Source organism: Embleya sp. NPDC127516 (assembly GCF_044765325.1).
In the GTDB taxonomy this organism is placed as follows: Bacteria; Actinomycetota; Actinomycetes; order Streptomycetales; family Streptomycetaceae; genus Embleya.
Map to the genome: position 1 here is coordinate 26,555 of NZ_JBIWJT010000032.1, position 25,540 is coordinate 52,094.

Here is a 25,540-nt window from a genome sequence, read left to right on the forward strand (position 1 = left end):
GCACACCTCGCGGCGGGCGCACCCTCTCGGCCAAGCCCGATCAACCGCCGCGCATTCCCGCACCGCCGGAAAAGCGACGCAGTTCACCCACTCCTCATCGACCCGTAACCCGATCCCGTACAACTCACCGAATCCGGACGGGCCTTGCCACGCGTCGGGACTCGGGAACGACGAAAGCCCCGCCGGATCCCGGCGGGGCTTTCGTGCTGTGTGGACCTGTGGGGATTTGAACCCCAGACCCCCTCGATGCGAACGAGGTGCGCTACCAGACTGCGCCACAGGCCCAACGAGGAGAAACATTACCACCTCGACGAGGTGGGTCGCGCACGGGTATTCACTCGTTGACGGCCCGGCGCCACTCGTGCTCGTACAGGGGCAGCGAGTCGACGGAGGAGCCGTAGGCGGTACGGGTGTCCTCGGCGTATTGGTCGAACAACGGGGTGGACGGGCGGGCCGACTCGGTCGGCCGGGGGTCCGGGACGGCGTGGATCTGCGGGCGCTCCGGCTCCTGTTCGGCGTCGCCGCGCGGGACCACCGGAGCGGTCACGTAGGTGGGCAGCGGGACCGGCACCGGGTCCCACGAGTCGCGATCGTGCGGGCCCCCGTCGATGGCCAACTCGGCGATCCACTCGGCCAGGGCGGGTTCCTCCGCCTCGCGGTCGCGCCGACCCCGGGCCGAGGCGGAGGCTCCCGAGGCGCCGCCCGTCCCGGCGGAGCCGGTCGGCCCCGAGCGCGGCGCACGGGGCGCACGCGGGTCGCCGCCGGTCGGCCGATCCGCCGCGCGGGGTTCGGCCGGCGGGCCGTCGGGTGTCTCGCGGGACTTGGCCCGCGAACGCGCTTCGGCGGCCGAGGAGCCGTCGGCGGGTCCGCCGGACTTGCCCGCGGGTCGGCCCAGTCGGCGCAGTCCCGCCTCGTAGCGACGCCGCTCCTGCACACGCAGGTGGACGATGTACGCGGAGAGCAGGACGCCGGGCACGGCGGGCAGCAGCCACAGCCAGGCGATCCCGGCCACCCCGGCCAGGATCGCGCCGGCGGTGAAGGTCGCGAACAGGCTCGCGATCACCCGACGGCGCCGGGTGAGCAGCGCGGCCCGGCCCTCGTCGCGGCGGACCGTCGCGGCGGGACGTTTGGCCGCGGCGGGCTTGCCCTTGGCCGAGGACGCCGACCCGGGGGTCGCGGCCGACTGCGGGGCCGTCTGCGGCGTCGACTGCGCGCCGGACTTGGCCGGGTGTTGCCGAGCGGCGCGCGGCGGTTCGGCCGGAGCGCGCCGGTCGGGTGCGTCCGTGCCCTCCTCCACGGAAGCGGGGGCCTCCGCGAGCGCACGGGCGGAGCGGCGCTCGAAGGCGCCGCGACGGGAGAGGATCCGGATCGCGGTGGTGAATCGCTCGGTCGGCCGGGCCTCGTTGAGCTCGTCCTGTCGGCGAAGCCACATGGGCACCAGATAGGCAGCCCAGGCCCCCACGATCGCTGCGTAGATCAGGCCGCTGCCGTTCACGCTTCACACGCTAAGCCGGATGGGCGCCGCATCGTCGGATTAGGCACGGTGTGTCGCCCGATCCGCGGTGATGCCCATGTGACGAATGTGACTGCCGAGACGCCCGAGGCGACAAAATCCACCGAACCGTCCGGCGCGGCCGAAATCACCGGGAAGCCCGACACCCCCGAATTCGGCGAGAAGCCCGACACGGCCGAAATCACCGGGACACCCGAGATGCCCGGAGCCGGCGTGGCTCCCGAGGCCCCTCGGGCAGCCGTTCTCCCGGGGGCTCCGGGGTCTGCCGAGGTGACACCGCTCATATCTCCGGAAGAGTAGCGAAATCGCAAGATCGATGTGTCGATATGGCGGGATCGACATCGAAGAGATTCACATCGAGGGGTTCCCCACGGAGTTCCGCGCGAAGGGGTTCCCACCGAGTTCCGCCCGAAGGGTTCCTCGCGGCGGTTTCGCCCGAAGGGGTTCCGAACGCACGGATCGCGCTCGACGGGATCCCCTACCAGGTGAAGCCCCGGCTCTCCCGATAGGCGCGCCACCGCATCAGCAGCCCCTCGGGGACCTCCTCGGCGTTCAACGCGTAGGCGAGGTGATCGCGCCAGTCCCCGTCGATGTGCAGGTAGCGCGGGCGCAGGCACTCCTCGCGGAACCCCAGCTTGTCCACCACCCGCCGACTGGCCCGGTTCTCCGGCCGGATGCACACCTCCAGGCGATGCACACCGAGCCGGAAGAAGCAGTGGTCGGCGACGAGCGCGACCGCCGTCGGCATCACGCCGAGCCCGGCGACCTGCTCGTCCACCCAATAGCCCACGTGTGCCGAGCACATCGACCCCCACGTGATGCCGGCGACCGTGACCTGGCCGACCAGTTGCCCGTCGTACAACACCACGAACGGCAACATCCGCCCCGCGCCCGCCTCGGCCCGCAGGAAGCGCACCATCTGCCGGAACGTCGGCCGGCGACCGGCCGCCGATCCCGGCGGCACGGTCGCCTCCCAGCGGCGCAGCCATTCGCGATTGCGGGTGTGCACCTCCTGCCACGCGGCCGCGTCGCGGGCGCGGATCGGGCGCAGGGTCACCCGGCCCTCGGTGAGCTCCACCGGCCACCCGCGGGTCAGCGCGTGCCCCATGGCGGCTGCTGCGCCCCTCCGTAGCCCCCGCCGCCCTGGAACCCACCGCCACCGCCCTGGTAGCCGCCGCCCCCGCCGAAGCCGCCCTGGTAGCCGCCGCCCCCGGGCGCGGGCTGCTGCTGACCGCCGCCGAAGCCACCGCCACCACCGCCGCCGCCGAACCCGCCGCCCTGCTGGTGGTCGCCGCCCTGGAGCTGCGACACCACGTGCGGCAGCACCTTGGACAGCACGTTGATGCCGTCCTGCGCGCCACCGGGCGAGCCGGGCAGGTTGACGATCAGGCTGCGGTAGGTCCAGTGCGAGTCCTGGGTGATCGCGACGCCGGCGATGCCGCGCGACAGGATCGAGGTCGGCACCTTGGCGAAGTTCTCCATCCGGATCGCCTCGGCGATGCCCGGCACCTCGTAGCTGATCACCCGGCTGGTCATCTGCGGGGTCTGGTCGAACGGGTTGAGCCCGGTCCCCCCGGTGGTGACGATCACGTCGTAGTGGCCCGCGACCGCGTCCCGCAGCGCCTGGGCGACCGGCTCGCCGTCGGGTACCACCTGCGGTCCCCGCGTCTCGAAGCCCAGCGCCTGCAGCCCGCGCACGATCACCGGACCGCTCTCGTCCCCGTAGGTACCGGCCGCCGCGCGGGTGGACACGGTGATCACCATGGCTCGCATCAGACTTGCCCTCCGTCCCGTTGTGTGGCCCCTGCCCCGGTGTCCCGTCGCCAGTCCCCGGAGGCGCCGCCCGTCTTCTGCTCGACCCGCACGTCGGTGATGACCGCGCCCGGGTCCACTGCCTTGATCATGTCCACGACCGTGAGCGCCGCGACGGAGACCGCCGTCAGCGCCTCCATCTCGACCCCGGTGCGATCGGCGGTGCGCACGGTCGCGGTGATCGCCACCGCGTCGTCCTGCACCGTCAGGTCCACCGCGACGCCGTGCAGCGCGATCGGGTGGCACAGCGGCACGAGGTCGGGGGTGCGCTTGGCGGCCATGATGCCCGCGATCCGGGCGGTGGCCAGGGCGTCACCCTTGGGCACGCCCTCGCCCCGCAGGAGTTCGACCACGCGGGGCGACACGAGCACCCGGCCCGAGGCCGTGCCCGTGCGGACCGAGATCTGCTTGGCCGTGACGTCCACCATGCGGGCCGCGCCGGCCTCGTCGAGGTGCGTGAGGTTCTTGGCGCCGCGCGTCAACTTTCCACCCCATACGGTGAGCCCCCCGTGCGGTGGGCGTAGAAGTGCCTTGTGTATCGGACTGCCGAGTGCGTCGAACAGTCCGACCGCGTCGATCTGCCGTGTCGAACTGCCGAGTGCGTCGAACTGCCGTGTGTCGTGCTGGGGCAACGTTAGAGGTACAACGGGGCGGCCCGCATGCGCGGGCCGCCCGGGCCGGGGATCTCGGCGCTCGATCGCGGCGCTCAGCCGAGCAGCATCACGGACACCTCGGCGCCCTCGGCGACCTCGGTGACGTCGGTGGGAAGGGTGATCAGCGCGTTCGCCCTGGCCAGGCTGCCGAGCAGGTGGGAGCCGGTGCCGCCGACCGGGTCCACGGTGCCCTCGCCGACTCCCGCCGCGGGCGGGGTGTACCAGGCACGCAGAAACTGGCGCTTGCCCTCGGGGGACTTCAGCGCCGCCGAACAGGTGGCCCGCACGATCGGCCGCTCGGTGACCTCGGCCCCCTGCATGCGCAGCAGCGCCGGACGCACGAACACGTCGAACGACACGAACGCGCTGACCGGATTGCCGGGAAGGGTGAAGATCGGCGTCTCGTCGGGGCCGATCACGCCGAAGCCCTGCGGCATGCCCGGCTGCATCGCGACCTTGCCGAACTCGACCGTGCCCAGCTCGGAGAGCACCTCCTTGACCACGTCGTAGGCGCCCGCGCTCACCCCGCCCGTGGTGACCACCACGTCGGCCCGGATCAACTGGTCCTCGATGGTGTCGATCAGGATCTTGGGGTCGTCGGGCACGTTGCCGACCCGGTACGCGATGGCGCCCGCCTCGCGTGCGGCGGCGGTGAGCATGTAGCTGTTCGAGTCGCGGATCTGGCCGGGGCCGATCGGCCGGCCGGGCTGGGTCAGCTCGCTGCCGGTGGACAGGATCACCACGCGCGGCTTGGGCCGGACCCGGATCCGCTCGCGGCCGATCGCGGCGAGCAGGCCGACCTGCGCCGAGCCCACCGCGGTGCCCGCGTCCAGCACCGTCTGCCCGGCGGTGACGTCGCTGCCGCGGCGCCGGATGTACTGGCCGCTCGACGGCGCCCGGGTGATCCGCACCGTCGGCATGCCCGCGTCGGTCCACTCGACCGGCACGATCGCCTCCGCGCCCTCCGGCAGCGGCGCGCCGGTCATGATCCGCGCGCACGTGCCGGATCCGATCGCGATCTTCGGCGCGTTGCCCGCGGCGATGTCGTCGACGACGTCGAGCACCACCGGGTAGCGCTCACCCGCGTCCGCGACGTCCGCGACCCGTACCGCATAGCCGTCCATCGACGAGTTGTCGAACGGCGGCAGGTCGCCGGTGGCGGCGACCTCGTCGACCAGGAGGCTGCCGTGCGCGTCGAGCAGTTGCAGTTCGAGGGGGGCGAGCGGCGCGATCCGTCCGAGGATCCCGGCAAGGTGGTCCTCGACGCTTTTCATGCCTGCATCTCCTCGTTCACGTACTGCCTCAGCCAGGCCCGAAACGCGGGTCCCAGATCCTCACGCTCGCATGCCAGCTTCACGATGGCACGCAGATAGTCGGCCCGGTCACCCGTGTCGTACCGGCGGCCGGTGAACACCACGCCGTGCACGGTGCCGCCGTCGGCGGCTTCGCGACCCGCGAGCACCCGCAGCGCGTCGGTCAGTTGGATCTCGCCGCCCCGACCGGGCGCAGTGCTCTCCAGCACGTCGAAGATCGCCGGGTCGAGCAGATAGCGGCCGATCACCGCGAAGTTGCTGGGGGCGCCGCCCGCCTCCGGCTTCTCCACGAGGTCGGTGACGCGCACCACGCCGGGCTCGGAGACGCCCGGAGCCAGCGGTTCGACCGCCGCACAGCCGTAGAGGTGGATCTGTGCCGGGTCCACCTCGATCAGCGCCACCACGCTGCCGCCGAGTTCCCGGCGCACCCGCAACATCGTGCTCAGCAGCGGATCGCGCGGGTCGATCAGGTCGTCGCCGAGGAGCACCGCGAACGGCTCGTCCCCCACGTGCGGGCGGGCGCACGACACGGCGTGGCCCAAGCCGCGCGGATCGCCCTGGCGCACGTAGTGGATCGCGGCCAACTCGCTCGACTCGCGGACCAGTTTGAGTCGATCCACGTCGCCCTTGGCCGCCAGCGCGTGTTCCAGTTCGTACGCCCGGTCGAAGTGGTCCTCCAGGGGACGCTTGTTGCGACCGGTGACCATCAGCACGTCGGTGAGCCCGGCCGCGACCGCCTCCTCGACCACGTACTGGATGGCCGGCGTGTCCACGACCGGCAACATCTCCTTCGGCGTGGCCTTCGTCGCCGGCAGGAAGCGGGTACCCAGGCCGGCGGCGGGAACAACGGCCTTGGTGATGTGGAACGAACGACGCGCATGCATGGCTCGCACACTAACGGGTGAGGTCGCCCGGGGTCCCGTTAAGCCCGGCGATCGGACGCTTGTCGCCCGCCGGTCCGCCCTCGACCGGATCCGGGCCGCAGAACCGGTCGCCACCCGCCCGCTTGGCCCGACCCAGTGCCCGATCCGCGGCCCGCAGCAGGGTCGCGGAGTGGGTGCCGTCGCCGGGCAGTACGGCCGTGCCGATCGCCATGGTCAGCCGGACCGGGTCGGTCGCCGCGCCGAACGTGCCGCGCCGCACGGCGTAACACAACCGTTCGGCGACCCTGGCCGCGCCGGCCGCGTCCGTCTCGGGCAGCAGGATCACGAACTCCTCGCCGCCGTACCGGGCGATCGTGTCCACCTGGCGGATCTCCAGGGCGAGCCGCTGGGCCACCTCGCGCAGCACCGCGCTCGCGCCCTGGTGACCGTGCCGTTCGTTGACGTCGCGGAAATGGTCGAGGTCGAGCATGAGCAACCCGAGCGGCCGGCCGAACCGGGTCGCGCGCATCACCTCGCGGTCGAGCACGAGTTGCAGGTAGCGGTAGTTCCACACGCCGGTCAGCGGGTCGGTCACCGACAGCCGTTCCAACTCGGCGCGACTGAGTTCCAGGCGGGTGACCTCGTGCCGCAGTTCGGGCAGTTCGTTCCCGGCGATCGCGCGCAGCCGACGCACGGCGACCGCCAGCGAGCCGACCGCCACCGAGAGCGCGCCGACCAGCAGGATGATCAGGAGGCGTTCGAAAGTCAGGGCCATGCGGGATCCGGGTCCGGTGCGGTGGCGCGAACTGTGTCGATTGCGCGGACTCCTTCGGTAACCCGTCCAAACACGTCATTCAGGGAACAGCATGAAGGACATCCTCAACGACAAGGCCACGCTGAGGTCACAGTTGTTGCACTCACGGTCACTCATGGGGTCGGATCGGCGTGTCGCGGCGTGTCGCGCGCTCCGCGACGCGCTCCTCGCGCTCCCCGAGGTGGCCCGCGCCGAGACCGTCGCCGCCTATGTTCCGGTGGGCTCCGAGCCGGGCGGGCGGGATCTGGCCGAGGACCTCGCCGCCGGATCGACCCGGCGCGTGCTGCTGCCGGTGTTGCTGGCGGACAACGACCTGGATTGGGCCGTGTACGAGGGGCCGGCGTCGCTGGTGCCGGCGGGCCGGGGGCTGCGCGAGCCGATCGGACCGCGGCTGGGCGTCGAGGGCGTGCGCACGGCGGACGTCCTGGTGGTGCCGGGGCTCGCGGTGGACCGCCGGGGTGTTCGGCTCGGCCGTGGCGGCGGGTCCTACGACCGGGCGCTCACCCGGGTGCGGGCGGCGGTGACGGTGGTGTTGTTGTACGACGACGAGGTGCTCGACCGGGTGCCGGCCGAGCCGCACGACGTGCCCGTGGACATCGCGGTGACGCCCGCGGCGGTGTACCGGTTCAGCCGGTAGCACCGCCGCGGGCCGCCGTCACGGCCCGGCTGGGGCCGCCGGAGCGACCGGGTCGCCCGGGACCAGGGCCAGCCGGTGCTTGGCCGCCTTGTCCACCGCGGCGGGCGTGTACGGCCACGCCAGCGTCTTGCCCTTGCGCCACAGGTCGGTCTGGTCGGTGTAGTTGTCGTGCCACACGTGCCCGGAGGCGCCGGTCAGGTTGATCCACCGGGACGCGTCCAGATCGGCCAGGTCCACCACCATCCGCATCGACGGCACGGTGGTCACCTCGTAGCCCTGCGCGACGTTCCACCCGGTCGCGTTGACCAGGCCCTCGCCGCCGGACATCCGGTACGGCCCGCGGTTGAGCATGTACTTGACCACGCCCGGCCCCTCGGTGCCCAGCGTCTGGTTGCGCAGCGTCAGCGTGTGCAGCCGACCCCACGACCAGGTGTCGATGTCCTTGCCGAGCCGGGAGGTGAGGTCCTTCTTCGCCTCGGTCATCGCCTTGTGCAGGAGGCCGTCCCGGGTGGTGATCGCGCCCGGGTTCTTGGAGATGTTCCACCACGGGCTCTCCGGACTGGCCAGCAGCGTGCGCGCGACCTCGTTCCACCGGTCGCCGCCGTCCGGCTGCGCGGTGGAGTCGTCCCGGTCGCCGCACTGCACGTGGTTGGTCGTCGGGTTGCTCGCGCAGTCGTTGTCGGCCCGGACCGAGAACGGCATCTTGTCGCCGAAGGCGAGCATGAGCACCTGGCGCCACACCGCGTTGAAGTACGCCGCGGCCTTGGAGTCCGCGTCGTTGCGCATGTCCCAGTCCTTGAGCAGGTCCTGCGCCTCGCGCACCCACGGATCGTCGATCTTGACGTCGCGCAGGTACGGCACCAGGAACTGCGCGACCGGGTTGACGTCGTCCGCCTGCATCTTCTGCATCGCCGCCGCGTCGATCTTGCCCGGCGCGGTGGTGATCATCTCCTCGATCCGCCGACTGCGGGAGCCGTAGCCCCAGTCGGAGGTCATCAGGTACGGGTACGCCGGCGAGGTGACCGCGTTGTTGGCGGTGACGATGTAACCGTCCTGCGGGTCGTACACGTTCGGCAGCGACTCGAACGGGATGGTGCCCACCCAGTCGTACTTGGGGTCCCACCCGTACACCGGCCAGCGGCCGTCACCACTGCGCCGCACCGGGATCTTGCCGGGCGCCTGGTAGCCGATGTGCCCCTCGACGTCCGCGTAGATCGCGTTCTGCGACGGCACGTCGAAGTTCTTCAGCGCGGCCCGGAAGTCGTTCCAGTTCTGTGCCTTGTCGAGCTGGAAGAGCGCGTCCATCGAGGTGCCCGGGTCCAGCGCGGTCCACCGCAGGGCGACCGCGAAGCCCTCCTCGCGCTGCGGGCTCGGGTCCGGGATCGGCGCGTCCTTGCCGACGTCCTCCAGTTCGTCGGACACGTCGGTCAGGATCGGCCCGTGCCGGGTGGTGCGCACGGTGATCTGCCGATCGGCGCCGCCGGCCACCTTGATCGTCTCCTGGCGCACGTCCACGAACGGCTCGAACTTGCCGCCGTAGAGCACGGTGTCGCCCTGGACCTTCTCCAGGTAGAGGTCGGTCACGTCGGCGCCGAGGTTGGTGAAGCCCCACGAGATCTTCTGGTTGTGGCCGATGATCACGCCCGGCATGCCGGAGAACGTGTAGCCGGAGACGTCGTACTGGCACTTGGGCCCGACCGTGCGGCAGTGCAGGCCCATCTGGTACCAGACCGAGGGCAGGGACGGGGACAGGTGCGGGTCGTTGGCCAGCAGCGGCTTGCCGGTGGTGGTGCGACTGCCCGCCACCACCCACGAGTTGGAGCCGACACCGGAGGACTTCTCGCTGAACAGCGAGGGCAGCTTGGACAACGACTCGGACAGGCCGGTCAGCGCGCTCTGCGCGCTCTTCGAGGGCACCGCGGGCGGAGCCTCCTGGGCGAAGCGCTCGGTCTTGCCGTCCTTGACGATCGCACCGTCGCGCACGATCGGCTTGTTCGCCTCGTACGGGTACGGCGGGTAGAGCTCGTCGATCTGGTTGACCGTCAGCTTGTCGGACAGCAGCGCCCGGTCGATCTCGTCCTGCATGTTGGTCCGCAGGTCCCACGCCATCGCCTTGAGCCACGCCACGGAGTCGATGGGGGTCCACGGCTCGGCCTTGTAGCCGTCGTGCACGAGGCCGAGCAGCGCGTACTCGAACGACGCGTCGGCGCCCTTGTGGTCCTTGAGGTAGGCGTTGACGCCCTCGGAGTAGGCCTGGAGGAACTTCTGCGACTCCGGCGGCATGGCCGCGTACTCCTGCTCGGCCACCTTGCGCCAGCCCAGCGTGCGCAGAAACTTGTCGTTCTCCACCTGACCGGAGCCGAACATCTCGGACAGCCGGCCGGCGGTCATGTGCCGGCGTACGTCCATCTCCCAGAACCGGTCCTGGGCGTGTACGTAGCCCTGCCCCCGGAACAGGTCTTCGGACGTGTCGGCATACACCTGCGGGATGCCCTTGGCGTCGCGGACCACGTCCACCTTGCCGGTCAGCCCCGGAACCCGGACCGTGCCGGAGGCCTGCGGGAACGAGTCGCGCGACAACTGCCAGCCCCACCAGCCGAGTCCACCGATCGCGATGGCCAGCACCACGACCAGGACGATGGCCGTCAACCGGAAGCGGCGCCACGCCTTGGACGGCCCCTTGGGGGTCGTCGATCGTTCCTTGACCTTGGCGGTGGCACCGGGCGCGGGCGCCTCGGCCGGGGCTGCGGGCTCGGGATCGGCGACGGGCGTGGGCTCGGCCGCCGGCGCGGGCACCGGCGCGGACTCGACCCGCGGCGGCTCGCCGGCTCGCGGCGCGGGCGGCCCGGCGGGAGCGGGAACGGCCGCCGGAGCGGGCGGCTCCGCGTACGGCTCGGGCGGTGCGTAGGGCTCCTGGGCGGTGTACGGCTCCTGGGCGGCCGGGTAGGGCTCCTGGGCGTACGGCTGCTCCCGGGCGGCGTAGGACTCCTGTGGTGCGTACGGCTCTTGCGGCTGGTGCGGCGCGTACGGCTCGGGCTCGCCGTACGGTTCCGGTTCGTCGTACGGCTCGGACGCGGCTCGACGTTCACGCTCCGCGCGTTCGTCCGCGCGCCGCTGGGCCGCGACCGGATCCGCCGCGGCCCACTGCGATGTGGGCCACTCGCCCGTGGGCCAGTCGTCCCACCCGGGGGATGAGGCGTCCTGGCCACCGGGGGGCTGCTCCGGGTCGGGCGTCTTCGAGGGAGGCATCAAGGTCCTTATGCGGTCGGTGCGGCAAGGACACCTTAAAAGCCGAGCGTCGCCGGCATCACAGCCACGGGTACGAGACGGGACCCCTGTGGGGTATGGATCCTTCGCTTTGGTAAAATATTCGCCAGGCGTAGGTAATTCATCGCCGGTTCGCCGGCGCGGCAGGGCCCCCCTTCCCATGGCTCGCTGATTGCCTGCGCATCGCGGTGTCGCCGGCTTTGCCCGTCGTCGCCCTGCCTTCTTGTTCCGCACTCCGTGCGGCCGCCTGGGGGGTGGCCGGACCGACGACCGCCGGAGGTGACGCACGTGTCCGTGCCCGAGCTCAACCAGGTCCTGCTCCTGGGTGCCCTCGTCATGTTGTCCGCCGTGATAGCGGTGCGCCTGGCGACCAGGACCGGACTGCCGAGCCTGCTGCTCTACCTCGGACTCGGGACCCTGATCGGGGACGACGGCCTCGGCATAGGTTTCGACAACGCCGAGCTGACCCAGACGCTCGGCTACGCCGCGCTGATAGTAATCCTCGCCGAGGGCGGGATAGCGACCAGTTGGAAGGAGATCAGGCCGTCGGTGCCGGCGGCGGCGGTGTTGTCCACCGTGGGGGTGGGAGTGAGCGTCGCGATCACCGCGTTCGCCACCAGGATCGTGCTGGACGTGGACTGGTCGACCGCGATCCTGATGGGCGCGATCGTCTCCTCCACGGACGCCGCCGCGGTGTTCTCGGTACTGCGCAAGCTGCCGCTGCCGCATCGGCTGACCGGTCTGCTGGAGGCCGAATCCGGGTTCAACGACGCACCGGTGGTGATCCTGGTGGTCACGTTCGCCCACGTGGGTCACGTCGAACCGTGGTACGTGATCCTCGGCGAGATCGGCATGGAGCTGACCATCGGCGCGGTGGTCGGCCTCGCGGTGGGCAGGATCGGCGCGTACGGTCTGCGCCACGTCGCGCTGCCGGCGTCCGGCCTGTACCCGATCGCGGTGATGGCGCTGTGCGTGCTCGCCTACTCCGGCGGCGCGCTGGCCCACGGCAGCGGGTTCCTCGCGGTCTACCTGACCGCGCTGGTGCTGGGCAACTCGCAGCTCCCGCACGGTCCCGCGACGCGCGGCTTCGCCGAGGGGCTCGGCTGGATCGCCCAGATCGGGCTGTTCGTCCTGCTCGGACTCCTGGTCACCCCGCACGAGTTGGCCGGCGCGATCGTCCCGGCGCTGGTGATCGGCACCATCCTGCTGCTGGTCGCCCGACCGCTGTCGGTGATCGTCACCACGACGCCCTTCCGCATACCGTGGCGCGAGCAGTTGATCCTGTCCTGGGCGGGGTTGCGCGGAGCGGTGCCGATCGTGCTCGCGACCATCCCGATCGTCAAGAACGTCCCGGACGCCCAGCGGCTGTTCAACATCACCTTCGTACTGGTGGTCGTGTTCACCCTGGTGCAGGGACCGACGCTGCCGTGGATAGCGCGCAAGGCCGGCTTCGCGGGCGAGCAGGAGCCGACCGACCTGGGCGTGGAGTCCGCGCCGCTGGAGCGGCTCCAGGGTCACCTGTTGTCGGTCAGCGTGCCGCCGGGCTCGCGCATGCACGGCGTGGAGGTCGGCGAGCTGCGACTGCCGCGCGGCGCGGCGGTCACTCTGATCGTCCGCGACGACGAGAGCTTCGTGCCCGAGCAGACCACCGTGCTGCGGCGCGGTGACGACCTGCTCGTGGTGGCCACCGACACGGTGCGCGACGACGCGGAGGACCGACTGCGCGCGGTCAGCCGGGGCGGCAAGCTCGCGGGCTGGTTCGGGGTCAAGGGCGACACGTGAGGTACGATCGGTTGGTTGATTGATTGCCATCGGGGCGCCTCACGGCGCCTCGATCGCCGATCCCCTCCACACACCGACTCTGCCTGACGCAGGGCTGGCGTCAGGACCGCACGGCGGCCGAAGCACAGCTTCGGTATCTACCCCGGTGGACGCTTTCGAGGACAGCTCTCGGCGCACCGGGGTTTCCCATGTGCGTCACCAGGTGGCAGGAAGCGACATCCACGATGCCCACGCATCGGACCGCACGACGCGCCCACGAGGAGTGGTGCGCGTGATATCCACATACTCCTCGCTGCTGCGGACCCCGTCCGCCTGGCGTTTCCTGGTGCCCGCGCTGATCGCGCGGCTGCCCTACGCGATGCTCGGCCTGGGCATCGTGCTGTTGGTCAAGCACACGACCGGTTCGTACGGCACCGCCGGCGCGGTCTCCGCCGCGGCCGCCGTCGCGCTCGCCTTCGTCGGCCCGCAGACGGGTCGGCTCGCCGACCGCTTCGGCCAGGCCGCCGTGGTCGTTCCCGGGGCGGTGCTGCACGGCGCGGCGGTGGCCGCGCTGATCGTCGCCGCGCTCACCGACGCGCCGCTGTGGCTGTTGTTCGTCACCGCCGTGCTCTCCGGCGCGACCGTGCCGCAGATCGGCTCCATGGTGCGGGCCCGCTGGGCCGCGCATCTGGAGCGGTCGCCGCTGCTGCCGACCGCGTTCGCGTTCGAATCGGTCACCGACGAGTTCACCTTCGTGGTGGGCCCGGTGGTGGCCACCTTCCTGGCCACGGGTGTGCACCCGGCCGCCGGGCTGGTCGTCGAGGCCGCGCTGACCCTGATCGGGTCGCTGCTGTTCGCGCTGCAACGCGGCACCGCGCCCCGGCGGGTGGTCCGCACGGCCGACGACGCGCCGCGCGTGTCCGCGCTGCGGATCGGCGGCGTGCGGCTCCTGGTGGTGGCCTTCGTGTGCATCGGCGGGGTCTTCGGGACCGTGCAGGTCTCGGTCACCGCGTTCGCCGAGGAGTCCGGCGTGCCCGGGCTGGCAGGCGCGCTGTACGCGGTCTTCGCGGGCGGAAGTCTGATCGCCGGCGCGGTCTACGGCGCGATCGCCTGGCGACGGGCGGCGCACCGCCGAATGCTGGTGACGTTCGCGCTGCTGGCGCTGGGCACCGCGCCGCTGTGGGCGATCCCCACGGTGGGAATCATGGTGCCCGTCGCGTTGCTGTGTGGACTGGCGATCGCACCCACGCTGATCACCGGCTTCACCCTCGTCGACACGCTGGTCCCGGCCGAGGCCAAGACCGAGGCGTTCACGTGGCTGACCGGCGCGATCGGCCTGGGCCTCGCACTCGGTTCGACGTTCTCCGGAATGCTGACCGACGCGCGCGGCTCGGGCGCCGGATTCGCGCTCACCCTGGCGGCGGCCGGCATCGGCTTCCTGGTGGTGCTCACCGGGCAGCGACTGCTGCGGCCGAGCCCGGATGTGACACCCATTACACCGATGACCGCGACCGTGGTGGACGGATCTCCGGTGAATGCTGCACCATTGGCACTCGACAGGTGAGAGTGCCAGTACCCAGCTGACCTGTCTGTCGAAGGAGGACCAGACCGTGCCGACGTACCAGTACCAGTGCACCGCCTGTGGCGAGGGCCTTGAGGCCGTCCAGAAGTTCACGGACGACGCGCTGACCGAGTGCCCCGCCTGCCAGGGCAGGCTGCGCAAGGTCTTCTCGGCCGTGGGCGTCGTGTTCAAGGGCTCCGGCTTCTACCGCACCGACAGCCGCGGCTCGAGCACGTCCTCGACCCCGGCGGCGACCCCGGCGGCCGCGTCGTCGTCCTCCTCGTCCGACTCGGGCGGTTCCTCGTCCTCGTCCTCGTCTTCGTCCTCGGGTTCGTCGTCGTCCTCTTCGTCGTCGTCCTCGTCCGGCTCGTCCGGTACGACGTCGACGGCGGCCTGACCGATGACGACCGGCGTGCTGCCGGCGGGGGTGGCCCCGGCCGAGATCGGCGTGATCGGCGGCTCCGGGTTCTACGCGTTCCTGGACGACGTGGTCGAGGTGCGCGTGGACACGCCGTACGGCGCGCCCAGTGACGCGCTGTTCCTGGGCGAGGTGGCCGGCCGTCGGGTGGCCTTCCTGCCCCGGCACGGCCGCGACCACGCGATCCCGCCGCATCGGATCAACTACCGCGCCAACCTGTGGGCCCTGCGCGCCGTCGGGGTGACCCAGGTGCTCGCGCCGTGCGCGACCGGCGGCCTGCGCGCCGAGCTGGGCCCGGGCACACTCGTGGTCCCCGACCAGCTGATCGACCGCACCTCCGGTCGCACCCAGACGTTCTTCGACGGGCTCCCGCTCGCCGACGGCAGCCTCCCGCCGGTCGTGCACACCACGTTCGCCGACCCGTACTGCGCGGACGGCCGCGCGGTGGTCGCCGCCCAGGCACGCACGTCGGGCTGGGATCCGGTGGACGGCGGCACGCTCGTGGTGATCGATGGCCCGCGCTTCTCCACCCGCGCCGAATCCAAGTGGTACGCGGCTCAGGGCTGGTCGATCATCGGGATGACCGGACACCCCGAGGCCGTACTCGCCCGCGAACTCGGGTTGTGCTGCACCGCCGTCGCGCTGGTCACCGACCTGGACGCGGGCGTCGAGGCGGGCGAGGGGGTCACCCACGCCGAGGTGATGGAGGTCTTCGCGGCCAACGTCGACCGGTTGCGCACGCTGTTGTTCGACGTGGTCGCGGCGCTGCCGAAGACGCGTTCGTGCGCGTGTGGCACGGCGGAGGTCGAGCGACCCGCCTAGCGTGTCGGCCCGGCGTTTTGCCCTGGGGCGCGGTTGCGCGCGGCCCGCGTGGTGGCAGTGTCGAAACGTACGAAAGGCCGTCTCCCGGTTCGGGGGGCGGCCTTCGTGGTGTGTGGGGTCGCCGTGGCGGGGTGTGTCGCGCGCAGGCCAAGGCGGGTGGGGGTCGGGGCCGGGTCGTCACTCACACGAGTGGACCGGTTGTCCCCAGGGGCGGAGTTGTGCACAGGCGAGGAGACACCTCGGCCGGGGTGCGGCGGCGCGCGGCACGGTGGGAACGCGGCTCGGCCCTCGTTTCCCGCCCCGGTTCCGACGGGGGTCGGGCCGCACCGTCCGTGCCGTTTCGCGCTGCCCGCGCTGGAGGTGTGATGTCCGCTTCGGGATCGTTCGGGTCCTCGCCCGGTTCGACGTTCGGCCCGGCGTTCCGGGCGCCGCCGCCCCCGAGCGCCCGGACGCCGTGGCGGCGCGTGCTGGCCCGCCATCGCCGCGGCCTGGCCGCGCTGTCCGCCGCCGTCGCGGTGCTCGCGGTGATCGTGGCGGTCCGCCCGGCACCCGCGGCCACCACACCGATCGTGGTGGCCGCGCGCGATCTGGCCGCGGGAAGCACCCCCGGACCCGCCGACCTGACCCTGGTCGAGATGCCGACGGCCTTGCGTCCGGCGGGAGTTCTGCACACGGTGGGCCAGGCGGCCGGGGTCGCGCTGACCGGTCCGCTGCGCCGGGGCGAACCGGTGACCGACGTCCGGGTGGCCCGCTCCGGCGCCCCGCGCGACCCGGGCACGGTCGCCCTGCCCGCGCGCTTCGCGGACGCCGACGCGGTGGCCGTACTGCGCCCGGGCGACCGGATCGACGTGTTGGCCGCGCCGCTTGCCGACCACCCGGGACCCGCGCGCCTGATCGTGCCCGGCGCGCTCGTGGTGGCCCGGCCGGCATCGTCCGGCTCCTCGACGGGAGCCCTGCTGATCCTCGAAGTCCCCCGCCCCGTGGCCGCCGAACTCGCGGGCGTGGCGACCGGACCGGCGCTGACCTATACCATCCACAGACTCGCGAACGGCCCTGTTGCGACGGATCGCGAATGACAGCAGACTCGTGCGAGTTGTCCTGCTTCAGGGGGTATTCAGTGGTCACTACTGTTCCCGGTATTGATCATTGATCGGTTCGCCCCTTCGAGGCTTCGACCGATCAAGATCGATGGGAATCAAGCAGTGGGCGGCTTCAAGAAGTTCCTCATGCGCGGAAACGTCGTGGACCTGGCCGTGGCCGTGGTCATCGGCGCCGCGTTCACGGCGGTCGTGACCGCGTTCGTGAAGGGGATGATCAACCCGGTCGTGGGTGCCTTCGGCACCAAGAACCTGGACGGTTACACCACCTGCATCAAGGGCCCGTGCGGAGTCGACGCGAAGGGGCAGGCAACCGGCGTGCAACTGCTCTGGGGCTCGGTCCTCGGCGCGACGCTGACCTTCCTGATCACCGCGGCGGTCGTCTACTTCCTGCTCGTGCTGCCGCTGAACCACATGATGGAAAGGCGCAAGCGGGCCCTGGGCCACGCCGACGAGAAGGAACTCAGCGACACCGAACTCCTGGTCGAGATCCGCGATCTGCTCGCCGCGCGGCTCAACCCCGAGGCGGAAGCGAACCAACCGAACCACGGCGTCCCCGGCTCGCGCTCTTCACGCTCCGACCTCTGATCGGCCGACGGCACACACAGCACACACGCCCCGACTCGCACCCACACACCGGCGCGGGCGTCGGACGGCACCGGGCAGATGTACGTGAGACGGCGGGCCCGCACCTTCCTCGAAAGGTGCGGGCCCGCCGTCTCGTATCGCCGAGTCTCGTGTCGCCCAGTCTCGCGTCGCCTGTCGTCAGAGGTGATGCGGCGGCTTGTCGTCCAGGAATCGGCGCAGGTCCGCCGGGTCGGCGGCCGTGCGCGCGTCGCCCCATCCGGAGTCGGTCTCGTCCGAGCTCACGTCCGGGAGCAGGTCGTCCCAGCCGAACGCGTCCCGCCGCCTCGCTTCGCCCGGCCCACTCGTCGCGCGTACTTCCGCATCCGCATCCGCCATCGCACCAGTGTGCCGGCGCCCCGGCGGCACCCGCGTCACGCGGCTTCCAGCCCCTGGGCGGTGGCCAGCTCGCGCAGTTCGACGAGCGCCTGCTTCTCGATCTGCCGAATCCGCTCGCGGGTGAGGCCGAGCTGCTTGCCGACCTCGGTCAGCGTGTGCTCCTTGCCGTCCGCCATGCCGTAGCGCGCCCGCAGGATCGTGGCCGTACGGCCGTCGAGCCGACCCACCAGGTCCGCTATCTGTTCGCGCCGCAGCGTCGCCAGGGTGATGTCCTCCGGCGTCAACGGGTCGGTCTCCTGGACCAGTTCGCCCAGTTCGGTCTCGCCGTCGTCACCCACGGGGGTGTCCAGGCTGATCGGATCGCGCGCCCAGCCGATGACGTCCACGACACGCTCGGGGGTGGAGCCCACCGCTTCGGCGATCTCCGCCATCTCCGGATCGCGACCGTGGTCACGGGCGAACTCGCGCTGCACCCGCCGAATCTTGCTCAGTTCCTCGACCAGGTGCACGGGCAGCCGCACGGTGCGCGCCTGATCCGCCATCGCGCGGGTGATCGCCTGCCGAATCCACCACGTCGCGTAGGTGGAGAACTTGAAGCCCTTCGCGTAGTCGAACTTCTCGACCGCGCGGACCAGGCCCACATTGCCCTCCTGAACCAGGTCCAGGAACGGCATCCCGCTGCGCGGGTAGCGCCGTGCGACGGACACCACCAGACGCAGGTTGGCCTGGATGAACAGCTCCTTGGCCTGCGCGCCGCGTTCGATCAGGCGGTCCAGCTCGGCCTGCTCGACACCCTCGGGCACCGCGTCCTCGTCGATCAGCTTCTGTGCGTACAGCCCGGCCTCGATGTCCTTGGACATCTCGACCTCGCGCTCCGCGTCGAGCAGCTTCGTGCGGCTGATCTCGTCCAGGTACACACCGACCGTGTCGCGCTCGACGTCGGCAGCCTTCCGCGTGCGGGAAGCCGCCACTCGCTCGGCGCCCTGTCGGGCCACACCACGTGTAGTCGGCATGCTCTAGCCCTCGCTTTCATTCGCGTTCGTCAGTAATTCGAACGAACGAGAAGCCTGTGATATTCCGTCCGCAGATGTACTGTTGAAAGGTTGGCCGATAGCGGCCCCTGCGAGCGCCTGCCCGGCGTCGGGCGGCCCATGCGTACTGTGGGGGTGCCGCTTGGTGCCTACGATCCGCTCAACGGTCGACGAGGCCCGGATGTTCCTAAGGCACGCGCCCGGCCCTGCCCCGGCGATCCCAGGTCGACTCCGCGAGCCGGCATCGATTCGGCGGCGAATATCGGCTTATCCACTGTTATCCGACGCCATCGACGGACGCGCGCCCGTCGTCTACCGATGGGTTTCGGCCGGCCGTCAGTGCGTGTCCGGCGCGGGTTGCAGGTCGCGCGGGATCAGCCGCCAGGCCAGTCCGGCCGCGATCATCGCGACCACGCCGCCGGCCAGGAAGGTCGGCGTCATGGCGGACGTGAACGCCTCGCCGGCCCGGTCCAGGAGGCTTCCGGTGCCGAGCCGAGCCGCGACCACCGACGCCTCGCCGATCGACTCGCGCACCGCCGCCAGATCGGCCGGACCCAGGTCCAGATCGGCCAGGTCGGCCCGGTAGAGCGAGGACGCCAGGCTGCCCAGGATCGCGACGCCCAGCGCGGCGCCGAGTTCGTACGCGGTCTCGTCGATCGCCGCCGCGCCACCGGACTCGGCGGCCGGCGCCGAGGACATCAGCACCACGGACGCGACGGTGGCCAGGGTACCGACGCCGAATCCGACCACCGCGAGCGCGACGCCCACCAGCACGTAGTCCACGTCCCGGAAGTGCTGCCCGATCCACGGCAGCGCGAGCCCGACGCCCATCAGCGCCAGGCCGGACGCGAGCACGTTCCGGGGCGGGAAGCGATGCATCAGCGGGGGCACGAACATCGACGCGAGGATCAGCGCGATCGGCGCGGGCAGCAGGTGCAGCCCCGCGGAGACCGGGCTGTACCCCTGTACGTACTGGAACCACTGGCTGAGCAGGAACAACGCCGCCCCCAGCCCGAGCATGCCCAGGAAGATCGCCGTCGCGGCCATGGTGAACGCGCGATGGGTGAACAACCGGACCTGGAGCAGCGGGTTGGCCAGCCGCAGCTGGCGGCGCACGAACACGGTCAGGGCCACCGCGGCCACCACCATCAGGACCCACGCGACGGGATCGGCGACACCGGCCTTGCCGAGTTGCTTGATGCCGCCCGCGAGGGTGCCCATGCCGACGATCGACAGGCCGACCCCGGGCCAGTCCCACTTACCGGTGCGCGGCGAGCGCGACTCGGGCAGCAGCCACAGTCCGAATGCGATCACCGCGACCGCGATCGGCACGTTCAGCAGGAACGCCGACTGCCAGCCGTGCGACTCCACGAGCAGACCGCCGACGACCGGCCCCAGCGCCATGCCGCCGCCGAAGACCGCCGACCACACGGCGTACGCGAGGGCCCGCTCACGGGCGTCGGTGAACACCTGGCGCAGGATGGTCAGCGTGGACGGCATGATCGCCGCGCCGCCGACGCCGAGCAGCACCCGGGCCGCGATCACGTGCCATGCCTCGGTGGCCGCGACGGCGAGCAGCGAGGCCAGCGCGAAGATCGCGAAGCCGACCAGCAGCAGTCGCTTGCGCCCCCAGCGGTCGCCGAGCGCGCCGGCGGTGACCAGCAGGCCGGACAGCGCGAGCGCGTACGCGTCGATGATCCACAACTGCTCGACCGAATCGGGCCGCAGATCCGCGACCAGCGAGGGGAAGGCGACGTTCAGGATCGTCGCGTCCATCGCGATGATCAGCAGGCTCCCAGACAGGATCGCGAGCACGGCCCAGCGCGTCGGGTCGAGTTCGGGCGAAGGTGTGGTGGAGCCGGCCATGAAACATCCTCAATTCTTATGAGACATTAATGTCTCATCTCGGCGTCATGGTGTCTACCGCTCCCCTCCCGGGAGGACGACCTGGATGAACGACGCGCGATGGCGGAACCCGAGCCGCTCGTACACCTTCCGGGCCGGATTGCCCTCGGTGACCGCGAGCCCGATCGAGGGCAGCCCGTCGGCCGCCGCCAGTCCGAGCGTGTGCCGCAACAACCGGCCGCCCAGCCCGGCGTACCGCGGGTCCGGGTCGCGGAAGACCTCGCTGATCCACGGCCCGAGCAACTCGGCGTCGTTGACCAGGACGGCCGCGACCACCCGCTCCTCGTCGACCGCCACGGTGCTGAACCCGCACAGCGGCCCGAGCGTGCGGCCGTCGTACAGACCGTCCACATCCTGTGGATTCGGGTGCTCGGCGCGATCCGGGTGATCCGGCGGGTAGGCGGCGAGCCAGTTCTCGTACAGCGCCGAGGGCGGCACGGACACCGCCGGGCGCGCCTCGATGCCCGCCTCGGTCCACGCGGTGTCCCCCAGGTCCGGGCCGAGGTCGCGGGTGTACTGGTGCAGATGGCGGAACAGTCGGCCGCCGGCGGCGAGCAGCACCGCACCGATCTCCTCGCCGGTCGACACCACCCACCCGGGCAGCGCGGTCAGGATGGCGGGCGCGGCGAGCTCGGCCGGGAACCGGTGCAGGCGCAGATCCAGCGCGGCCGGGCGACCGGACCGGTTGCCCAGCCGGTAGTCGGCCACCAGCGATCCGTCCCGATCGAACACGGTCCCGCGGGTGCGAACACTCTCGTCTGTGGTCATGAGATTCATTCTTCGATGCGCGAGCAAGTGGATATCTCCTTGTCGGCGGCCTCGAACCCGACCTCGGACACGCGCCCCGACGACGGTCGCGAGCATGCGTCGCGCGCGAGCGCCGTACGCCGTGCCCATCCGCCCAGCATCACCCGACCCGGGAGTCCCCGCACGCCCGGGCACACCAGAACATGCGCGGAGAGTGAGCGCCCCCGAAACTGGCATACATGGACAAAATCTCGCTCCGGACGGCCACCCGGGAGCAACTCGCCTCGGCCCGCGCCACCTCGTCCGGCCGCAGCTCGGTCACCATGCTCGGCGGATCCCGACAACACCTGCGCCAAACCCTGATCGCCCTGACCACCGGCAACTCGCTGGCCCCCCACGAAAGCCCCGGCGAGGCCTCCCTGATCGTCCTCACCGGCCACGTCCGCCTGGCCACCGACGACGAGACCATCGAGGGCACCTCCGGCGACCTCCTCGTCATCCCCCAGGAACCCCACTCCCTCGAGGCCCTCGAGGACTCCGCCGTCGTCCTGACCGTCAACAAACCCTGACCCACGCCAAAGCCGCCGGCCACCCCCTCGACCGTTCCGCTACCCTGTCCTGCGGGACCTCACGGCCCCGAAGCCTCCATAGCTCAGGGGATAGAGCACCGCTCTCCTAAAGCGGGTGTCGCAGGTTCAAATCCTGCTGGGGGCACCTGGTCGAACAGGCGAGAAACCCCGGCTTCGGCCGGGGTTTCGGTGTTTTCCGGGTGGGTCAGGTGGTCGGGGACACCTCGGCGGTGCGGGCTCGGTCGTAGAGGGCGGCTATGTCGGGGCCGAAGTAGCTGCTGTAGGAGGTGAGGTCGTCGCCGCCCTCCTGGTAGCCGCCGATCACGCCGATCACCGTGCCGCGGCCGTTGGCGGGGTCGATCTCGGTGAGCATCGGGCCGCCGCTGGTGCCGTTGGGGAACCCCGCGCAGTCGAAGCGCAGTTGGGTGTCGGAGTAGGCCGACGTGGTGTTCTGGCACCCGATCGGCTGGTCCTCGTCGTCCGGGTAGCCGATCAGGCGGGCCGGGCGGGCGGGAGCGGAATCGAAGTCGACCTGCTCGGCGCCGGTGATCGTCTCGATCCGGTCGTCGGTACCCGGGCGGCGCACCTGGAGGAAGGCCACGTCGTAGTCCGGGTCCCGGTCGGCGACCCAGCGCGGGTCCACGTCGATCCGGGAGAGCACCCACGCGCCGTACGGCATCACGCCGTCGTGATAGCCGGGCGCGAACGCGATGTCGGAGGCGAAGGCGTCGCCGAACACGCAGTGCGCGGCGGTGACCACCAGGTTCCGGTTCGGGGACCGCACCACGCTCGCCGTGCAGAAGTGTTCCGGATCCTCCCCTTCCGCCACGTGCAGCAGCGCGCCGATCGCCGGGGTCGCCGCGATCGGGGCGGCCACCAGCGGATCGGAGGCCGGCAGCGGCTCGACCTGCGACGAGGACTCCGTGGGCACGGGCGACGACGACAGCTCGGAGGACGGACCGGCGGGCGCCGCGCCGAGCAGGCTCGCCGCGATCCGGTCGCCCTCGGCCGGGTCCGGGAGGTGGTACCCGCGGGAGGCGTCGCCGGTACCGCGCGACCTGGGATGGCCCGAGATGCGTCCGGTCGACGCGAGGCCGGCCACCACCAGGACCGCGGCCACGCAGAAGAGCGCGCCGATCACCACTCGACGCCTGTGCGGGGTCGCCTCGACATCCGACGTTCGTCGTGACACTCGACCACCATTTTTCTCAGCGGGATACGGCCTCGGCCTGTGGACGCTACCGGCCGGATGGATACCCCGGTGGGGACGAATCAGGCCGATACCCGCACGGTCACGAAGTCGTGACGAAGGGTTCCTTCGACCGTCGCCCCAACGAGTGGGAGGAGGGCGACGGTCGCAGGAATCCCCCGCTGTGCGTCGGCTCGGCGCCGTCTCTCCAAACGCGCCCGGCCGGCCCTGCGACCGTATCCCGAAGATCCACGGCCTCGGCACCCCGATATGGGTGATTTATGAATGCCTTAAGAATCTGTGCGCGGAAGGTGTGCGCACGCATCGTTCCGGGTCACCGGGTGCGCCCGGAGCACTCGGACGCGGGCGGCCCGATCATGCCCTCGTGCGCCGCGCCCGGCACTGCCACAATTTCCTTGTTCCACGAAAGGTTCCACGAAGGGTTCCACGAGGGGGACCCGCGCGGGGGTTTCGCGCGGGCGACGGCGGGCCGGAGAGGGCGGGGTACCGATGGCGGGTTCCGAGGACTCGTGGTGGACGGTGCGCGCCCGGTTGCGGCTGATCTGGGTGCCGTGCGCGGCAGTGATGCTCGCCACCGTCGCGGCGCTCGTGGTGGGTCTGACGCTGGACGGGGACGCGCGCTCGCGCGGGCTGCTCCTGGTGCTCGGCGGTGATCTGCTGCTCGTGGTCGGGCTGACCGTGCTGATCGAGGCCGCGCTGCGGCGCACCGTCGAGCGGCCGCTCACCCGGCTGGCCGATCCGAACGCGCAGCCGGCGCGCGCCGCGCGCTACGACAGCCGCGAGTTCGATCTGATCGCCGCCACCATGGCGGAGCTGCACGCGCGGGCCCGCACCGCGGAGCAGGAGGCCCGCCGCACGCAGGCCGAGATCGCCCGGCTGACCGAGTCGGTCGCGGAACGGGACCGGGCGCTGGAGACCGAGCGCGAGCAGACCCGGGATCTGGTCCACGCCGGGGAGGAACTGCGGGCCCTGGTCGAGGAGCACGCCCGGCGGGCCCGGCTCGCCCGGGCGGACCTGGATCGGTTCGCGCACGCCGCGACGCACGACATGCAGGATCCGCTGCGCCGGATCGTCTCGTTCGGCCGGATGCTCCAGGAGCGCTATCAGGACGTGCTCGATCGGCGCGGCCGGCAATACATCGACTTCACCATCGACAACGCCCGCCGACTCCAGGTGCTCATCGACGAGATGGTCACCCTCACCGAAGTGGGCCGCTCGCGCGCGGAAAGTGCCCGGGTCGACCTGGGCGACCTGGTCCGGCAGACCTGGCTGGACATGGCGGACCGGGTGGAGGACACCGGCGCCGAGTTGGCGTACGACGAACTGCCGGTGGTGGACGCGGATCCCGCGCTGTTGGCCACGCTGGTCCAGCATCTGCTGGGCAACGCGGTGAAGTTCCAGCGCCCCTACGAGCCGCCACGGGTGCGGATCGCCGCCGAGCCGGTGTCCGACGGATGGCGGATCACCGTGACCGACAACGGGATCGGCATCCCCACCGAGGCGGCGGAACGGGTGTTCGCGGCCTTTCAGCGGCTGCACCCGCGCGAGACGTACACCGGCAGCGGCATCGGACTCGCGATGGCCAAGCGAATCGTCGAACAACACGGCGGCCGGATCGCCGTGGACACCGGGTACACCGACGGGACCCGGATCGAGTTCACCCTGCCGGACCGCGCCGCCGAACCGGACGAGCCGAAAGCGGCAGCGGACACCGAACTCGCCGACGCCGAAAAGCCGGTGGACCCGGCCGGCCCCGCCGACCCGGCCGCCGAGGACCCCTCGGCGGACCTCTCCCGGAACCTCCCGCGGGACCTCCGGCAGGACCTCCCACCGGACCTCCCGGAGGACCTCGAACCGGTTACACCCGTTCGCTTCAGCGATCCGTCGAACCACGAGCCGCTCGCGTACGTTTCCGTTGCATCGGCGCCGCACGATCGGCCGGCGCCGGGACCGACGACGGAGGCACCCCATGCGAACGAGCGACCCGAGCACCGAGCCGGCAAGCGTCGAGCCGACGGGCATCGAGCCGACGAGTAGGGCCGAGCCCACCCGCCGGATCCTGGTCTGCGGCGCCCTCGTCGCCGCCGCCGGAGCGACCCTGGTGGCCTGCGGTGGCGACGACGACGGTGGTGATGACGACACGAAGAACACCGCCCCCGCCGGCGACAAGACGCTCGGTGCGGCCGCCGACGTGCCGGTCGGCGGCGGCAAGATCTACGACGACGCCAAGGTCGTGGTCACCCAGCCCACCGCCGGCGACTTCAAGGCGTTCACCGCGGTGTGTACGCACCAGCAGTGCCTGGTCGCCAACGTCGCGGCCGGCAAGATCAACTGCACGTGCCACGGCAGCAGTTTCGACGCCTCCACGGGCGCGGTCCTCGGCGGCCCGGCCCCTCGCCCGCTCGCCGCGAAGCCGATCGCGGTGAACAACGGCCAGATCGTGCTGAAGCCGGCGTAACGACCCACCACCCGCGCAACAGCCCGGCCCGGCCCCGGCCCGGTCGCCCGCGCGGCTATGGTTTCCGCTCCCGCTTCGTGATTGCGTACCCGAGCCCGCCCCGGCCCAGGACGCGATCCGGAGGAT

The 25,540-nt window shown here is 71.4% G+C and carries 23 protein-coding genes and 2 tRNA genes; 11 read left to right on the forward strand and 14 right to left on the reverse strand.

Annotation, left to right across the window (positions count from 1 at the left end; all coding sequences use genetic code 11):
- Positions 1-211: 211 nt before the first annotated feature.
- From ACIRL2_RS40760 to ACIRL2_RS40795, 8 genes are all read right to left on the reverse strand, one after another.
- Positions 212-285, reverse strand: a tRNA-Ala gene (locus tag ACIRL2_RS40760).
- A 49-nt stretch (positions 286-334) separates the two neighbouring features.
- Positions 335-1,495, reverse strand: a complete 1,161-nt coding sequence (locus tag ACIRL2_RS40765) for a hypothetical protein (protein ID WP_402239221.1) — start codon at positions 1,493-1,495, stop codon at positions 335-337.
- Between the two features lie 496 nt (positions 1,496-1,991).
- Positions 1,992-2,621 carry a GNAT family N-acetyltransferase gene (locus tag ACIRL2_RS40770; protein WP_402239223.1) on the reverse strand — a complete coding sequence of 210 codons (630 nt, stop codon included), beginning with the start codon at positions 2,619-2,621 and terminating at the stop codon, positions 1,992-1,994.
- Positions 2,606-3,277 carry a MogA/MoaB family molybdenum cofactor biosynthesis protein gene (locus tag ACIRL2_RS40775; RefSeq protein WP_402239226.1) on the reverse strand — a complete coding sequence of 224 codons (672 nt, stop codon included), beginning with the start codon at positions 3,275-3,277 and terminating at the stop codon, positions 2,606-2,608. The genes ACIRL2_RS40770 and ACIRL2_RS40775 overlap by 16 nt, the downstream gene beginning before the upstream one ends.
- A gap of 8 nt (positions 3,278-3,285) precedes the next feature.
- Positions 3,286-3,753, reverse strand: coding sequence for a cyclic pyranopterin monophosphate synthase MoaC (gene moaC, locus ACIRL2_RS40780; protein ID WP_395864715.1), 468 nt, complete (start codon positions 3,751-3,753; stop codon positions 3,286-3,288).
- A 278-nt stretch (positions 3,754-4,031) separates the two neighbouring features.
- Complete coding sequence (gene glp / locus ACIRL2_RS40785) at positions 4,032-5,252, reverse strand: gephyrin-like molybdotransferase Glp (protein WP_402239228.1); 1,221 nt, start codon at positions 5,250-5,252, stop codon at positions 4,032-4,034.
- Entirely contained in the window at positions 5,249-6,175 is a 927-nt protein-coding gene (locus tag ACIRL2_RS40790) for a UTP--glucose-1-phosphate uridylyltransferase (RefSeq protein ID WP_395864191.1), read from the reverse strand. The genes glp and ACIRL2_RS40790 overlap by 4 nt, the downstream gene beginning before the upstream one ends.
- Positions 6,176-6,185: 10 nt before the next feature.
- On the reverse strand, positions 6,186-6,929 hold the full coding sequence (locus ACIRL2_RS40795) for a GGDEF domain-containing protein (RefSeq protein ID WP_402239231.1): 744 nt from the start codon (positions 6,927-6,929) through the stop codon (positions 6,186-6,188).
- Between the two features lie 91 nt (positions 6,930-7,020).
- On the opposite strand from ACIRL2_RS40795, the gene ACIRL2_RS40800 reads away from it, so the two are divergent.
- Positions 7,021-7,605 (forward strand): 5-formyltetrahydrofolate cyclo-ligase, encoded by a 585-nt coding sequence (locus ACIRL2_RS40800; RefSeq protein WP_402239233.1) that lies wholly within the window; start codon positions 7,021-7,023, stop codon positions 7,603-7,605.
- Between the two features lie 18 nt (positions 7,606-7,623).
- Here ACIRL2_RS40800 and ACIRL2_RS40805 read toward each other — a convergent pair whose 3' ends face one another.
- Positions 7,624-10,854, reverse strand: a complete 3,231-nt coding sequence (locus ACIRL2_RS40805; protein ID WP_402239235.1) for a penicillin acylase family protein — start codon at positions 10,852-10,854, stop codon at positions 7,624-7,626.
- A gap of 297 nt (positions 10,855-11,151) precedes the next feature.
- Here ACIRL2_RS40805 and ACIRL2_RS40810 point away from each other — a divergent pair, with 297 nt between their 5' ends.
- The 6 genes from ACIRL2_RS40810 to mscL all read left to right on the forward strand — a co-directional run bounded on the left by ACIRL2_RS40810 (position 11,152) and on the right by mscL (position 17,119).
- Positions 11,152-12,654 (forward strand): potassium/proton antiporter, encoded by a 1,503-nt coding sequence (locus ACIRL2_RS40810; RefSeq protein ID WP_395864198.1) that lies wholly within the window; start codon positions 11,152-11,154, stop codon positions 12,652-12,654.
- A gap of 271 nt (positions 12,655-12,925) precedes the next feature.
- Positions 12,926-14,197: an MFS transporter gene (locus ACIRL2_RS40815; RefSeq protein WP_395864200.1), complete on the forward strand. Its 1,272-nt coding sequence runs from the start codon at positions 12,926-12,928 to the stop codon at positions 14,195-14,197.
- A gap of 46 nt (positions 14,198-14,243) precedes the next feature.
- Positions 14,244-14,591, forward strand: coding sequence for an FmdB family zinc ribbon protein (locus ACIRL2_RS40820; protein WP_402239238.1), 348 nt, complete (start codon positions 14,244-14,246; stop codon positions 14,589-14,591).
- A 3-nt stretch (positions 14,592-14,594) separates the two neighbouring features.
- Positions 14,595-15,434: an S-methyl-5'-thioadenosine phosphorylase gene (locus ACIRL2_RS40825; RefSeq protein ID WP_395864203.1), complete on the forward strand. Its 840-nt coding sequence runs from the start codon at positions 14,595-14,597 to the stop codon at positions 15,432-15,434.
- Positions 15,435-15,799: 365 nt separating this feature from the next.
- Entirely contained in the window at positions 15,800-16,510 is a 711-nt protein-coding gene (locus ACIRL2_RS40830) for an SAF domain-containing protein (RefSeq protein ID WP_395864205.1), read from the forward strand.
- Positions 16,511-16,636: 126 nt separating this feature from the next.
- Entirely contained in the window at positions 16,637-17,119 is a 483-nt protein-coding gene (mscL, locus tag ACIRL2_RS40835; RefSeq protein ID WP_395864207.1) for a large conductance mechanosensitive channel protein MscL, read from the forward strand.
- 177 nt (positions 17,120-17,296) lie between these two features.
- Here the strand turns inward: mscL and ACIRL2_RS40840 are convergent, their stop codons facing one another.
- From ACIRL2_RS40840 to ACIRL2_RS40855, 4 genes are all read right to left on the reverse strand, one after another.
- Complete coding sequence (locus tag ACIRL2_RS40840) at positions 17,297-17,494, reverse strand: hypothetical protein (protein WP_395864209.1); 198 nt, start codon at positions 17,492-17,494, stop codon at positions 17,297-17,299.
- A 35-nt stretch (positions 17,495-17,529) separates the two neighbouring features.
- Positions 17,530-18,507 carry an RNA polymerase sigma factor RpoD/SigA gene (locus ACIRL2_RS40845; protein ID WP_395864211.1) on the reverse strand — a complete coding sequence of 326 codons (978 nt, stop codon included), beginning with the start codon at positions 18,505-18,507 and terminating at the stop codon, positions 17,530-17,532.
- A gap of 354 nt (positions 18,508-18,861) precedes the next feature.
- Positions 18,862-20,391: an MFS transporter gene (locus tag ACIRL2_RS40850; protein WP_402239242.1), complete on the reverse strand. Its 1,530-nt coding sequence runs from the start codon at positions 20,389-20,391 to the stop codon at positions 18,862-18,864.
- Between the two features lie 54 nt (positions 20,392-20,445).
- Complete coding sequence (locus tag ACIRL2_RS40855) at positions 20,446-21,198, reverse strand: GNAT family N-acetyltransferase (RefSeq protein ID WP_395864215.1); 753 nt, start codon at positions 21,196-21,198, stop codon at positions 20,446-20,448.
- Positions 21,199-21,416: 218 nt separating this feature from the next.
- Between ACIRL2_RS40855 and ACIRL2_RS40860 the strand changes: the two genes are divergently transcribed.
- Entirely contained in the window at positions 21,417-21,746 is a 330-nt protein-coding gene (locus ACIRL2_RS40860; protein ID WP_395864216.1) for a cupin domain-containing protein, read from the forward strand.
- 72 nt (positions 21,747-21,818) lie between these two features.
- Positions 21,819-21,891, forward strand: a tRNA-Arg gene (locus tag ACIRL2_RS40865).
- 60 nt (positions 21,892-21,951) lie between these two features.
- Here the strand turns inward: ACIRL2_RS40865 and ACIRL2_RS40870 are convergent.
- On the reverse strand, positions 21,952-22,938 hold the full coding sequence (locus ACIRL2_RS40870) for a trypsin-like serine peptidase (RefSeq protein ID WP_402239244.1): 987 nt from the start codon (positions 22,936-22,938) through the stop codon (positions 21,952-21,954).
- A gap of 507 nt (positions 22,939-23,445) precedes the next feature.
- Between ACIRL2_RS40870 and ACIRL2_RS40875 the strand changes: the two genes are divergently transcribed.
- Entirely contained in the window at positions 23,446-24,993 is a 1,548-nt protein-coding gene (locus ACIRL2_RS40875; RefSeq protein WP_402239246.1) for an ATP-binding protein, read from the forward strand.
- Positions 24,926-25,414: a Rieske (2Fe-2S) protein gene (locus ACIRL2_RS40880; RefSeq protein WP_402239247.1), complete on the forward strand. Its 489-nt coding sequence runs from the start codon at positions 24,926-24,928 to the stop codon at positions 25,412-25,414. The genes ACIRL2_RS40875 and ACIRL2_RS40880 overlap by 68 nt, the downstream gene beginning before the upstream one ends.
- Positions 25,415-25,540: the final 126 nt, after the last annotated feature.